Origin of the sequence: Streptomyces sp. WAC 01529 (assembly GCF_003945545.1) — a bacterium.
Taxonomy (GTDB): Bacteria; Actinomycetota; Actinomycetes; order Streptomycetales; family Streptomycetaceae; genus Streptomyces; species Streptomyces anatolicus.
Genome location: NZ_CP029617.1, coordinates 7,658,387 through 7,671,523 on the forward strand (window position 1 = coordinate 7,658,387; position 13,137 = coordinate 7,671,523).

11 protein-coding genes are annotated in these 13,137 nt (G+C 72.2%); 6 read left to right on the top strand and 5 right to left on the bottom strand.

Annotated features, from left to right (window positions below):
- Positions 1 to 19 precede the first annotated feature (19 nt).
- Positions 20 to 457 carry a nitroreductase family deazaflavin-dependent oxidoreductase gene (locus DMA15_RS33855; protein ID WP_125516477.1) on the top strand — a complete coding sequence of 146 codons (438 nt, stop codon included), beginning with the start codon at positions 20 to 22 and terminating at the stop codon, positions 455 to 457.
- Positions 458 to 515: 58 nt separating this feature from the next.
- On the opposite strand, the gene DMA15_RS33860 is transcribed toward DMA15_RS33855, so the two are convergent.
- Positions 516 to 1,406 carry a glycoside hydrolase family 19 protein gene (locus tag DMA15_RS33860; RefSeq protein WP_125516478.1) on the bottom strand — a complete coding sequence of 297 codons (891 nt, stop codon included), beginning with the start codon at positions 1,404 to 1,406 and terminating at the stop codon, positions 516 to 518.
- A gap of 254 nt (positions 1,407 to 1,660) precedes the next feature.
- On the opposite strand from DMA15_RS33860, the gene DMA15_RS33865 reads away from it, so the two are divergent.
- The 3 genes from DMA15_RS33865 (at position 1,661) to DMA15_RS33875 (ending at position 4,876) form a co-directional block, all read left to right on the top strand.
- Positions 1,661 to 2,581 (top strand): FCD domain-containing protein, encoded by a 921-nt coding sequence (locus tag DMA15_RS33865; protein WP_346428939.1) that lies wholly within the window; start codon positions 1,661 to 1,663, stop codon positions 2,579 to 2,581.
- A complete protein-coding gene (locus tag DMA15_RS33870) occupies positions 2,574 to 3,848 on the top strand; it encodes an MFS transporter (RefSeq protein WP_125516479.1) in 1,275 nt (424 codons plus the stop codon). The genes DMA15_RS33865 and DMA15_RS33870 overlap by 8 nt, the downstream gene beginning before the upstream one ends.
- Positions 3,849 to 4,018: 170 nt before the next feature.
- Complete coding sequence (locus tag DMA15_RS33875) at positions 4,019 to 4,876, top strand: GNAT family N-acetyltransferase (RefSeq protein WP_125516480.1); 858 nt, start codon at positions 4,019 to 4,021, stop codon at positions 4,874 to 4,876.
- A gap of 131 nt (positions 4,877 to 5,007) precedes the next feature.
- Here the strand turns inward: DMA15_RS33875 and DMA15_RS33880 are convergent, their stop codons facing one another.
- Positions 5,008 to 5,205 (bottom strand): antitoxin, encoded by a 198-nt coding sequence (locus tag DMA15_RS33880; protein ID WP_125516481.1) that lies wholly within the window; start codon positions 5,203 to 5,205, stop codon positions 5,008 to 5,010.
- Positions 5,206 to 5,286: 81 nt separating this feature from the next.
- Positions 5,287 to 7,602 (bottom strand): glycoside hydrolase family 3 N-terminal domain-containing protein, encoded by a 2,316-nt coding sequence (locus DMA15_RS33885; RefSeq protein ID WP_125516482.1) that lies wholly within the window; start codon positions 7,600 to 7,602, stop codon positions 5,287 to 5,289.
- 178 nt (positions 7,603 to 7,780) lie between these two features.
- Here DMA15_RS33885 and DMA15_RS33890 point away from each other — a divergent pair, with 178 nt between their 5' ends.
- Both DMA15_RS33890 and DMA15_RS33895 read left to right on the top strand, forming a co-directional pair.
- Positions 7,781 to 9,700: an ABC transporter ATP-binding protein gene (locus DMA15_RS33890; RefSeq protein ID WP_125516483.1), complete on the top strand. Its 1,920-nt coding sequence runs from the start codon at positions 7,781 to 7,783 to the stop codon at positions 9,698 to 9,700.
- An 85-nt stretch (positions 9,701 to 9,785) separates the two neighbouring features.
- Positions 9,786 to 10,985, top strand: coding sequence for a metallophosphoesterase (locus DMA15_RS33895; protein WP_125516484.1), 1,200 nt, complete (start codon positions 9,786 to 9,788; stop codon positions 10,983 to 10,985).
- On the opposite strand, the gene DMA15_RS33900 is transcribed toward DMA15_RS33895, so the two are convergent.
- Together DMA15_RS33900 and DMA15_RS33905 are read right to left on the bottom strand one after the other, a co-directional pair.
- Complete coding sequence (locus tag DMA15_RS33900) at positions 10,972 to 12,021, bottom strand: glucose 1-dehydrogenase (protein WP_125516485.1); 1,050 nt, start codon at positions 12,019 to 12,021, stop codon at positions 10,972 to 10,974. The two genes, DMA15_RS33895 and DMA15_RS33900, sit on opposite strands and share 14 nt — an antisense overlap.
- Positions 12,022 to 12,113: 92 nt before the next feature.
- Positions 12,114 to 13,118, bottom strand: a complete 1,005-nt coding sequence (locus DMA15_RS33905; RefSeq protein WP_240660323.1) for an endonuclease/exonuclease/phosphatase family protein — start codon at positions 13,116 to 13,118, stop codon at positions 12,114 to 12,116.
- Between the last annotated feature and the right edge of the window lie 19 nt (positions 13,119 to 13,137).

Sequence of the window (13,137 nt, forward strand, 5' to 3'; positions counted from 1 at the left end):
CTCGACATGGGGAGGGGCGATGGCGAAGACGTACCGTATGAACGCCGGTACGCGCGTGATCAACCGCGTGTTCCACACGATGACCCGGCTCGGGCTCGGCAAGGGCTACCGGTACAACCTGACGGTGCGCGGCAGGAAGTCCGGCCGGCTGTACTCGACCCCGGTCGATGTGATGTCGGCCGGGGACGAGCGCTGGCTCGTCGCCGCCTACGGGGTGAGCGAGTGGGTGCGCAACGCGCGCGCCGCGGGCGAGGTCGGGCTCAGCAGGGGCGGCAGGTCGCGGACGCTGGGGGTGGTCGAGCTGGGGCCCGAGGAGAGCGTGCCGGTGCTGCGCCAGTACTGGCGTGAAGTGCCCGTCACCCGGGCCTACTTCGACGTGACCGCCGACTCGACGGACGAGGAGTTCGCCGCGGAGGTGGCCCGCCACCCGGTGTTCCGGCTGGTGCCGCCGGCTTGAAGGACCGGGCGGGCCTGACTTGGTGTCAGGCCCGCCCGGTCGTCAGCGGGTTCGGCTGTCAGCAGCTCAGGTTCGAGCCCGGTGTGGTGCCCAGGATCTGCGTGAACGCCTTGTACTTGTCGATGCGGCTCTGCACCTGGGCGGGGTTGCCGCCGTTGCACTCCAGGGTGCCGTTGATCGCGCGGATGGTCTCACCGAAACCGGCGCCGTTGACCATGGCGTTGTGCGGGGTCATGGTGCCCGGGCCGCTCTGGGTGTTCCAGTACCAAAGGCCCGTCTGCCAGGCGATGGCCGGGTCCCGCTCCACCAGGTACGGGTTGTTCAGGAGGTCGATGCCGAGGGCGTCGCCCGCCGCCTTGTAGTTGAAGTTCCAGCTGAGTTGGATCGGGCCGCGGCCGTAGTAGGCGGCCTGTCCGGCGGGGCAGCCGTAGGGCTGGGTCTTGTCGCAGTAGTGCGGGTAGTTGTTCTGGTTCTGCTCGACGATGTGGACCAGGCCGCCCGTCTCGTGGCTGACGTTGGCGAGGAACGCCGCGGCCTCCTGGCGCTTGACGGTGTCGCTGCCGGTGTTGGCGAAGCCCGGGTAGGCCTTGAGCGCGTCGGTCAGGCCCTTGTACGTGTAGAACGAGTTCCGGTTCGGGAACATCTGGTTGAACTGCGCCTCGCTGACCACGAATCCGGACGGGTCGGGGTTGCCCGGGCCCGTGCCGCCACCGCAGGTGCCCTGGTCCGCCCAGACGTCGGAGCGGCCCGGGGTCTCGTTCTGGGTCCACCACTTGGCGGTCCAGTTGTGTCCGTTGTACGAGGCGGACTTGCCGCCCGTGTAGACGGACGAGGAGTTCCACGGCGAGGCGCACTCGGCGGCGGACGCCGAGGGGGCGGCCGGGCCCAGAACGATCATCGCGCCGACCGCGGCGAGTGCGGCCGCGAGGCTGGTGATGCGTTTGATCATGCGACATCTCCTAACGGGCGGCGCGGGGGAGGGGGCCCGTGCCGTCATGGGGGTGTCGGTGACTCAAGCGAAAATGGTCTGTACCTGTCAAGGTCTAGACCAGGGTGTGAAGGTAAAACCTGATGTGAACCTGGTGCGAACGCGGTGCGCCCGACCCGGCCCCCGACGACCTCCCGGCTTTGACAGGTGAAACATGGGATGTTCCCATGTCTGACGGAAGCGGGGGAGTGGACGCAAGAGAGAAGGTGCCGACGATGCCGTTGCGCAGCGCCGCGAGGACCAACCTCGTGGACCTGGTCATCGCCCAGATGGAGAGCCTGATCTCCGACGGCGAGTGGAAGGTCGGCGAGAAGATCCCCGCCGAGCCGCTCCTCGTGGAGCAGCTCGCCGTGGGCCGCAACACCGTGCGGGAGGCGGTCCGGGCCCTCGTGCACACCGGCATGCTGGAGCCGCGCCAGGGCGACGGCACCTATGTGCGGGCGAACAGCGACTTCGGCGCGGCCGTGCAGCGCAGACTGCGCAGAGCGGGGGTCCTGGAGGCGTACGAGGTCCGTGCCTGCCTGGAGCGGGACGCCGCCCGCCACGCCGCGGAGCGCCGCACGGAAGAAGACCTCGTGACGCTGCGGGCCGCACTCGCCGAGCGCGGGAAGGCGTGGGAGAGCGGGAACGTTGCGGCGTTCATCGACGCCGACATGGCCTTCCACCGCACGGTCGCCGACGCGGCGCACAACAGCATCCTCGCCGAGCTGTACGGACACCTCAGCGATGTCCTGCGCGAGACGCTCCAGTCGGTCGTCGGCGCGCCGGTACCGGACTCGGTCCGCCATCAGTTCGACGCGCACGAGGCGATCGTCGACGCCATCGAGGGGCGCGACCCGCGAGCCGCGGAGGCCGCGGTGCTCGCGCACCTCGCCGAGGGAATGGCCGCGCTGCGGGAACAGCCGCTGGACGAGCGGCTGGCGGACGAGCGGCCGTTTGGCGAGCAGGCGCCGGGTGGACAGCCGCTGGGTGGGCCAGCGTCGGGCGGACAGGCGTTGGGCGGGCAGGTGTCGGGCGCGGGCGCGTCGGGCGAGCAGGCGTTGGGCGGACAGCCGTCGGGCGGACAAGCGTCGGGCGGGCAGCCGTCGGGCGAGTTCGGTTCCGCCGCGGGCAGGGCGGGAGCGGCGCATGAGTGAGTCGGTACGGTCCGCCGCCCAGGCCGACCACGACAGCGCGGCGGCACCCGCGGGGCCGGGGCCGGGTCCGCGGGCGCCCGCCGTCGCCGGGCGCCGCGCGCTGCTCCTCGCTCTCGGGGTCGTCCTCCTCGCGCTCAACCTCCGCCCCGCCCTCGTCGCCGTCTCCCCGCTCGCCGACACCATCCGCGACGACAGCGGCATGTCGGCCTCCGCCATCAGCCTGCTCACCGCCCTGCCACTGCTCTGCTTCGGCCTCCTCGCGCCGATCGCGCCCCGGCTGGGCCGCCGCTTCGGCATGGAGCGCTCGCTGTTCGGCACGATGGCGCTGATCTGCGCGGGCACGGCGCTGCGCCTGCTCGACTCGGTCGTCGCGCTCTTCGCGGGAACCGTCGTCATCGGCGCGGGCATCGCCGTCGCCAACGTCCTGCTGCCCGGCCTGATCAAGCGGGACTTCCCCGCGAAGGCCGGCCTCATGACCGGCCTGTACTCGATGTCACTGTTCGGCGGCGCCGCCCTCGCGGCTGGCGTCACCCTGCCCGTGCAGACGGCCAGCGGCATGAACTGGCGTACCACGCTGGCCTGTTGGGGCGCCCTCGCGCTCGTCGCGCTGCTCGTGTGGCTGCCGCGGCTGCGGTCGCGGACGCGGGTGGACGCGGGGGCGGCCCGGCAGGCGGCGCACCCCGTACGCGGCCTGTGGCGCTCCCCGCTGGCCTGGCAGGTCACCGCCTACATGGGCTTGCAGTCCCTCAACTACTACGCGGCGGCCGCCTGGTTGCCGACGGTGTTCCAGGACGCCGGCATGGCCCCGGGCGACGCGGGCTGGATGCTCTCCTTCTCCTCGCTGCTCGGTATCGCGGGCTCCTTCCTCGCCCCGGTGGTCGTCGGCCGGCGGCTGCGCTCGGGCACCCTCGCCGCGCTCGGCGCCGGGCTGTGCGCGCTGGGCTTCGGGGGCCTGCTCGCCGCGCCGGTCGGCGGCGCCTACCTCTGGATGACGCTGCTCGGCCTCGGCCAGGGCGCGGCGATCAGCCTGGCGCTGCTCTTCATCGTGCAGCGCGCGCCCGACGCCCGGCACGCGGCGCAGCTCTCCAGCATGTCCCAGTGCTTCGGCTACATCCTCGCCGCGACCGGGCCGACCGTCCTCGGCGCCGTCCACGACGCGTCGCACAGCTGGACCGTGCCGCTCGTGCTGCTGCTCGTCCTGCTCGTGCCGCAGGTCGCGGTGGGACTCGGCGCGGCGCGCGACAGGCAGGTGGCGGGCACCGGCTGAGGCGGGCGCCCCCCCGGGGCCCGCACTGGCTGAGGCAGGCGTCCAACGGTGCCCGCACCGGCTGAGGCAGGCGTCCGCCAGGGTCGGCATCGGGCGGGGCGTGCTCGGGCAGGATGCACCCGGTGCGGTTTCCTCACGGCGCACCACGGCGGATCGAGAAGGGTGCAGCGATGACGGATTCGGCCCCCGGGCGGCTCGCGGTCTCACGGGCGACGCTCGACGACTGGCGTGTGGTGACGGAGTGGGCGGCGGACGAGGGCTGGAACCCCGGCCTCGGCGACGCCCCCTCGTTCTTCGCGCAGGACCCCGACGGGTTCTTCATCGGCCGCCTCGACGGCGAGCCCGTCTCCGCGGTCTCGGTGGTCAACTACGGCGAGAGCTACGCCTTCCTCGGCTTCTACCTCGTCCGTCCCGACCAGCGCGGCCGCGGCTTCGGCCTCGCCACCTGGCGGGCGGGTCTCGCGCACGCGGAGGGCCGGACCGTGGGCCTGGACGGCGTGCCCGACCAGCAGCCCAACTACCGCCGCTCCGGCTTCGCACGGGAGTACGGCACGCTCCGCTACATCGGCCCGCTCACCGCGGCAGCCGCGCCCGACCGGCACGTGCGTCCCGTCGAGGCCGCGGGCCTGAAGGCGCTCTTGGCGTACGACGGCTCGTGCCTGCCCGCCGACCGGCCGCGCTTCCTGGAGAGCTGGCTCGCCGCCCCCGGCCACCGCGCCCTCGCCCGCATCGTCGACGGAAGACTCACCGGGTACGGCGTGCTGCGCCCGGGCCGCGACGCGCCGCGCGTCGGGCCGCTGTTCGCGGACACGCGCGCCGACGCCGAGGCGCTCTTGGACGCGCTGGTCGCCGAGGCCGACGGTGCGCCCGTCGCCATGGACGTGCCCGAGTCGAACACGGAGGCCGTCGCGCTCGCCGAGGCCCGCGGCATGAAGCCCACCTTCGACACGGCCCGCATGTACACCGGGCCCGTGAGGGAGTTCGCGGGGGACCGGGTCTTCGGGGTCACCTCGCTCGAACTGGGCTGACCGGCCGGGCTCCGGGCAGCGCGAGACAGCACGGCGCCACGGGCCGGGGACACATGGTCCCCGGCCCGTGGCGTGCGGGAGTACGCGGGCTCAGCTGCTCCAGGTGTGGACGAAGGCGTGGGCCGCCGCCGTCACCGCTGGGACGAGGGAGGCTCCTGGCCGCTGTCCCCGCCGAACTGTTCCCGGAGCCTGTCCTGAGCGGTGTCGACCTGTCCGCTGTACTTGCCCTGGGTCTTCCCGTCGACGAAGTCGCCGGCCTTGTCGATGCCCTGGCCGGCCTTTTCCTCGTGGCCCTTGAGCATCTGCTTGAGCTTGTCCATCACAGACATCGTCGGCCTCCTAGGTGTGAGCCGTCGGTACCAGCATGGGGCGTCATCGCCCGCACCGCATCCGGGGCCGCTCCCGCCCCCTCAGGTGATCGTCAGCCGCCGCTTGGCCCCGGCCTCGGAGCTGGCGCCGACGTAGAGGTCCACCGCGCCCTCCTCGACGCGGAACTCCCCCTCCTGGGCGTTGGTCCAGAAACCGAGATCGTCGGCGCCGATCCGGAAGCGGACAGTCCTGGATTTTCCGGGCTCCAGCGTGACCCGGCGGAAACCGCGCAGCTTGCGCACCGGCTGGGTGATGCTCGCCGCGATGTCATGGACGTACAACTGGACGACCTCGTCGCCCGCGCGGTCCCCGGTGTTGGTGACGCTCACCGACACCTCCAGAGTGTCGCCCTCGCGCAGGGCGGCCGCGGAGATGCGCTCGCGGCTCAGCCTCGGCTCGCCGATCGCGAAGGTCGTGTAGCTCAGGCCGTGCCCGAACGCGAACTGCGGGCCGGGGGGCAGGTCCAGATACTTCGACGTGTACTTGTTCTCCGCGTCGTAGGGGCGGCCCGTCGACTCGTGGTTGTAGTGGACCGGGATCTGTCCGACCGTGCGCGGGAACGACACGGGCAGCTTGCCGCCGGGGACTGCCTTGCCGAAGAGCACGTCGGCGATGGCGTTGCCCGCCTCCAGGCCCGGATGCCAGGCTTCAAGGACGGCGGGGGCGGAGCCGAGCCAGTCGCCCATGGTCAGCGGGCGGCCGTTGACCAGGACGACCACGAACGGCTTCCCGGTCGCCGCGACGGCCGCCACCAGCTTCTCCTGGCCGCCGGGCAGACCGATGTCGCTGCGCGCGGCGGCCTCACCGCTCATCGCGGGCGGCTCGCCCACCACGACCACCGTGACCTCGGCGGACCTCGCGGCGGCCACCGCCTTCGGAATGCCCGCGGTGTCCCCGCCCTCCGGGGCGACGCCCCGGGCGTACGTCACCTTCGCGTCCGGTACCGCGCGCCGGACGGCGTCGAGGACCTTCACCGAGGGGTACTTCTTCACGGCACCCGCAAACGACCACGTGCCGAGGAGGTCGTCGGAGTCGCCGAACGGGCCGACGACCGCGAGGGACTTGACGGAGCGCTTCAGGGGGAGCGCCTTGTCCTCGTTCTTCAGGAGGACCATCGAGCGGGCGGCCGCCGCACGTGCCGCCTCGCGCGCGGCGGGGGTCGGGCCGTCGATGGCGGCGCTCTCGTCCACGTACGGATCCTCGAAGAGCCCGAGGTCGGCCTTGAGGCGCAGGACGCGGGTGACCGCGTCGTCGAGCCGCCGCTCGCTGATCCTGCCCTCGCGCAGCAGCTTCTTGCCGTGCACGACGAGATGCGTGCTGGTCATCTCTATGTCGACGCCCGCGTTGAGGGAGAGGCGGGCCGCGGCCGCGCCGTCCTCGGCGAAGCCGTGCGGGATCAGCTCCTGGACGCCGGCCCAGTCGCTGACGACGACGCCGTCGAAGCCCCACTCCTTCTTCAGGATGTCGGTGAGGGTGTGGGTGTTGCCGTGCGCGGGGATGCCGCTGACGGTGTTGAAAGAGGCCATGACCGTGGCCGCGCCCGCGTCCAACGCCGCCTTGAACGGCGGGAGGTAGAGCGCGCGCAGTCGTGACTCCGAGACGTCCACGGTGTTGTAGTCGCGCCCGCCCTCCGCGCCGCCGTAGGCCACGAAGTGCTTGGCGCAGGCGGCGACCCGGTCCTTCGCGCCGTACGCCGCGCGGCCGTCGTCGTCCGGCTCGCCCTGGTAGCCCCGCACCTTCGCCGCGGCGAACGCCGCCGTCAGCCAGGGATCCTCGCCGTTGCTCTCGGCGATCCGGCCCCAGCGGGGCTCGTGCGTGACGTCCATCATCGGGGAGAACGTCCAGTGCACGCCGTTCGAACGGGCCTCCCGCGCCGAGACCTCGCCGTCCGCCTCGGCCACGTCCGGGTCGAAGCTCGCCGCCTGCGCCAGCGGGATCGGGAACGTCGTCCAGAAGCCGTGGATGACATCGAGCCCGAAAAGCAGCGGAATGCCGAGCCGGGACTCCTCGACGGCGATGCGTTGCAGGGCGTTGGTGGTCTTCGCGCCGTAGACGCTGAGCACCGAACCGAGCCGTCCCGCGCGGGCCGCGTCCTCCACGTCCTTCGTGGCACCGCCGCCGGGGCCGGTCTCCCAGGCCCACGGGAGCTGCTGGAGCTGCCCCAGCTTCTCTTCGACCGTCATACGGGCGAGCAGCCCCCGGATCCTGTGGTCGTGGCGGGCGGCCGCGGGCCCGGGCCGGCCGGGCGCGGCCTCGGCGGCGGCCGTTTCCGCTGCTCCGGCGGCACCCACCGCGCCTCCCGCGACCGCCGTGCCGCCGATCGCGGACAGCAGAGTACGCCTTCGTACATCGCGCATGCGTTCGCCTTCTCACCTCGGAGCGGGGATAACTTCTGCGGTGGCCACAGGAGTTGAAGCGAAAGTACGTTCCCGATACATGCGGGTCAACAGACGCGACGGGGGCGGGAGCGAGGAGTGCGCGGCGGGCGGGTGAACCCTTGACCTCAAGTTTGGTTGAGGTCATAACGTTCCTCCCATGAGCATGGAAACCACCGCCTGGAACCAGCTGTACAGCGTCATGCACGCACAGCAGGACCGCCGCCCCTTCGCCCGTGCCACGCTGCGCCGCATCGGCGCCTTCGCGCGGCCCCACCGCACACGCATCTGGCAGTTCGTGCTGCTGAGCGTCGTCACCGCACTGCTGGCCGTCGCGACCCCCGTACTCGCGGGGAAGGTCGTCAACGCCATCGTCTCCGGCGCCGACTCCGCGACCGTCGTGCGCTACGCCCTGCTGATCGCCGCCATCGCGCTCGCCGAGGCCGGGATCGGACTGCTGAGCCGCTGGCTCTCGGCGAACCTCGGTGAAGGGCTCATCCTCGACCTGCGGACCGCCGTCTTCGACCACGTCCAGCGCATGCCCGTCGCCTTCTTCACCCGCACCCGCACCGGGGCGCTCGTCAGCCGCCTCAACAACGACGTGATCGGCGCGCAGCGCGCCTTCAGCAACACACTCTCCGGGGTCGTCGGCAACATCGTCACCCTGCTGCTCACCCTCGTCGTCATGCTCACCCTTTCGTGGCAGATCACCCTGCTGGCGCTGGTCCTGCTCCCCGTGTTCGTCGTGCCCGCCCGCCGCATGGGATCGAAGATGGCCAGGCTCCAGCGGGAGGCCGCCCACCACAACGCCGCCATGGGCACCCGGATGACCGAGCGCTTCTCTGCGCCCGGCGCCACCCTGATCAAGCTCTTCGGCCGGCCCGGCGACGAGTCCGCCGAGTTCGCGGCGCGGGCCCACCGGGTGCGTGACATCGGCGTACGCACCGCCATGACGCAGTCCGCGTTCATCACCGCGCTCACCCTGGTCTCGGCGCTCGCCCTCGCCCTGGTCTACGGCCTCGGCGGGTACTTCGCCCTGGAGGGCACGCTGAAGGCGGGGGCCATCGTCTCGCTCGCGCTGCTGCTCACCCGGCTCTACGCGCCGCTGACGTCCCTCGCGGGAGCGCGCGTCGAGGTCATGAGCGCGCTCGTCAGCTTCGAGCGGGTCTTCGAGATCCTCGACCTGAAGCCGCTCATCGAGGAGAAGAAGGACGCGGTGCCCGTCCCCGAAGGCCCCGTGGCCGTCGAGTTCGACAACGTCCGCTTCGGCTACCCCGCCGCCGACAAGGTCTCCCTCGCCTCCCTCGAAGAGGTCGGCTCGCTCGACACCCGCGGCGGCGACGAGGTCCTGCACGGCGTGTCGTTCCGCGCCGAACCCGGCCAGACCATCGCGCTCGTCGGCTCCTCCGGAGCGGGCAAGTCGACCATCGCGCAACTGCTGCCTCGGCTGTACGACACCGACGAGGGGAGCGTGCGGATCGGCGGCGTCGACGTACGCGACCTGACCGCCGAGTCCATGCGGGCCACCCTCGGCATGGTCACCCAGGACGGTCACCTCTTCCACGAGTCCGTCCGTGACAACCTGCTCCTCGCGAGGCCCGGCGCGACCGAGGACGAACTCTGGGACGTGCTGCGGCGCTCCCGGCTCGAAGACCTCGTGCGCTCCCTGCCCGACGGGCTCGACACGGTGGTCGGCGAGCGCGGCTACCGGCTCTCCGGCGGCGAGCGGCAGCGGATGACCATCGCCCGGCTGCTCCTGGCACGCCAGCGGGTCGTCATCCTCGACGAGGCGACGGCCCACCTCGACAACACCTCGGAGGCCGCCGTCCAGGAAGCACTCGGCGAGGCCCTCGCGGGACGCACCGCCGTGGTGATCGCCCACCGGCTCTCCACGGTGCGCTCCGCCGACCTGATCCTCGTCGTCGAGGCGGGGCGGATCGTGGAGCGCGGCACGCACGAGGAACTGCTCGCGCTGGAGGGGCGGTACGCGGAGCTGTACCGCACGCAGTTCGCCAAGGGAGCCCACGCGGCGGAGCCTGCGGGGACGGCGGGCGCGGCGGAGCCGGTGGGTGCCGTCTGAGGTGTGGGGCGGGCGTGGCCGGACGTCCACCAGGAGTTCATCGTTTCCCCACCAGCCACACGCCCTTCCGTGAGAGAAACCCCCCATGTGTGACGACGAGTTGATACCGCCGAGCGCGGACATGACGGAGGAACAGTGGCTGCGGGCGGACCCGGCGCTCGCCGAAGGGCCGGTGGGGGAGCGGGTCCGGGAGATGCGGGCGCCCCGGCGGCGGACCGTGCTCGGCGGCGTGGTCGCGGGGGCCGCGGCGCTGGCGGTCCTGCCGGGCGGGTCGCAGGCCCCCGCGGCGGCGGCCGCCCGCACCGGGAAGTTCCCGCTGCCGACCGGCCCCGGCAGGTCGGGGGAGTACGCGGTGCTCCTCACCGGCGACGCGGGTACCGGCGAGGAGGCGCAGCACGCGGTGGCCGCGGCGGCGCGCGAGGTCTGCCGCGCCGAAGGGGTCGGCCTCGCCGTGGGCCTCGGCGACAACATCTACGAGAACGGCCCCGAGTCCGCCGACGACTCGGAGTTCCGCACCAAGTTCGAGGAGCCCAACGCCGGTGTGGACATCCCCTGGCTGATGGTCCTCGGCAACCACGACTGCTCCGGTCTCATCCCGGGCAGCGGCGGCGACCCCTCACGCGGTGACCGCGAGGTCGCGTACGCCAAGGCATCACCCCGCTGGTACATGCCGAGCCGCTACTACAACGTGGCGCTGCCCGCGGCCCGCGAGGGTGATCCGCTGGTGGAGTTCTTCGCCATCGACACCAACCCCGTCGCCTCGTACGTCGCCCAACTCGACCCGCACTACCGGTGGAACGGCCCCTACATGCGCGAGCAGCGGCGCTGGCTGGACGGCGCACTCAAGGCGTCACGGGCACGCTGGAAGATCGTCCTCGGCCACCACCCGTACCTCAACAACGGCAAGCACGGCAGCGCCGGTTCGTACGACGGCTTCGAGATCGGTCACTACACCAGCGGCATCCACCTCAAGGAGCTGTACGAGGAGGTGGTGTGCGGCAGAGCCGACCTGATCCTGTCCGGGCACGACCACACGCTCCAGATCCTGGAGCCCACCACCCGCACCGGCGGCACCCGGCAGATCGTGTGCGGGGCCGCCGCCAAGTCCGGTGACGGCAAGGCCCACTTCGGGCACCCCGCGAGCTGGCAGAACTTCTCCGACCACGGCTTCATGGTCCTGAAGGTGTCCGAGCGGGCGATGACCGTGGACGCGTACACCGTCGATGTCGCCACCCGCGAGGCGCGCCTGGCGCACAGCCTGAAGGCCAAGTTCAGCCGAGGGTGACGACGACCTTGATGTCGTCGTCCTGCTCGGTGAAGGCCTCCTCGGCGCGCTCCAGCGGGACCCGCCTGGTGATCATCCGCTCCAGCCACGCGCGGTCCGCCTTGGCCAGGGCCTCGGCACCCTGGTGGTAGTGGCGGAGGTTGGCGTTGACCGAGCCGACGACCACGTCGTTCTCCAGGACCAGGTCCCGGTTGATCGAACCGGCGTCCACCGACAGCTGCCGCCCCGTGGGTGAGACGCCGGTCAGGCACACGACGCCGTAGGTCGCGGTGCCCGCCATCGCCTCGAAGACGACGGAGCCCGCGCCGGTGGCCTCGATCACCACGTCGGGCTGGAGCGCGGAGGTCACCTCGGCGATGTCCTCGCTGTGGTAGGTCGCCCCGAGGTCCGTGACCAGCTCCGGCTTCGGGCCCCGGGTGACCCGGTCGAGTACGTGTACGTCCAGGCCGCGCTGTAGGCCGAGCAGCGCGGCGAGCAGGCCGATCGGCCCCGCCCCGGTGACCAGCACCCGCCGCGGTGCGAACCAGGCGCGGCCGCCGACCCGCTCCACCTGCTCCCACGCCTTGGCCACCACGGTGGTCGGCTCAAGGAGCACCCCGACCGTCTCCAGGCCGGGGTCGAGCCTGACCGCGTAATCGCTCTCCACGGTCCACGACCGGCTCGCGTAGCCGTGCCGCTCCTTGATTCCGCGCTCGGTGTAGCGGCCGTTGCGGCACATGTCGAACTCGCCGCGCGCGCAGGCCCCGCACGGCTGCGGGTCCGGGCGGCGCACCACCCCGACCACCAGGTCACCGGCCGTGAACCCGCTGCCCGACGGTGCCTCGCGCACCCGGCCCAGCGACTCGTGGCCGATGACAAGACGGTCCTCGCCGGGCGGCGTCCACCCGTACTCGCCCGCGGCGATCTCCTTGTCCGTCCCGCACACGCCGACCGCCAGCCCGTCCACCAGCAGCTCGCCGTCGCCGGGGACCGGGTCGGGCACGTCGCGCACCTCCAGGGAGCGGGCGGTCGAAGGACGGACGGTAAGGGCGCGCATGGCATCTCCTGGTCGGTGGATCCGGCTCCGCTGCGAGTCCCACGAAACCACCACATAATTCACCCAGAGTCCCTCGGGTTTCGCGCGGTGTCTCAGCCGCTGATTCCCGCCGCCACCGGCCGGTGGTCGCTGCCGGTGGCGGGCAGCACCCAGGAGCTGCGCGGCTCCACGCCCCGGACCAGGATCTGGTCGATCCGCGCCACCGGGAACCTCGCCGGCCAGCTGAAGCCGAAGCCGTCCCCGGCCGCGTCCTGGGCCGAGCGCAGATGCGAGGTGAGGCCGGCGAACGCGCGGTCCTCCATGGTGCCGTTCAAGTCACCGAGCAGCACCACCCGTTCGTTGCGCTCGGCGGCGATCGCCTTGGCCAGCGCCTGCGCGCCGCGGTCCCTGCCGCCGGTCCCGAAGCCGGTTCGGGGAAGCACCCGCACCGAGCCCAGGTGGGCCACGTACACCGCCAGGGGGCCCTCGTCCGTGGCCACCGTGGTGCGCAGCGCCCGGTTGTAGGCCATCTTGACGGCGGCTGGCTTGGTGGCCGCCAGTGGCCCGTAGTCCATCAGGGTGTCGACCGGGCGGGTGTCCGACAGCGGCAGCTTGCTCCACAGCCCGACCGTGCCCCGCACGGTGTGGTGCGGATACTCCTGCGCCAGCTCCTTCTCGTACACCGGCTTCGCCCGCGCGGTGATCTCCTGGAGGGCGAGCACGTCCGCGCCGGAGGCGGCCAGCTCACGGGCGGTGCCCGCCGGGTCGGGGTTCTCGGCGCCGACGTTGTGGCTGACCACGGTGAGATCGCCGCCCGAGCGGGACTTGTCGGTGAGCAGCCCGCCGAAGAAGCTCAGCCACACCACGACCGGCAGCAGCAGCGCGACCAGCGCGGAGGCGGAACGGCGCCACAACGCCCCGGCCAGCAGTACCGGGATGCCCAGGCCGAACCACGGCAGGAAGGTCTCCACCAGGCTGCCGACACCCCCGCGGTCCGTGAGCTGTGCGTGCAGCAGCATGAGCAGACCCAGCAGCAGCGCGAGCACCGCGAACACCGGGCCGCGCCTCCAGGGTCCGGGACCCGCCTGACTGGTCGGCTCCGTCGTCTCGGCGTGCACGATCGCCTCTTCCTGCTCG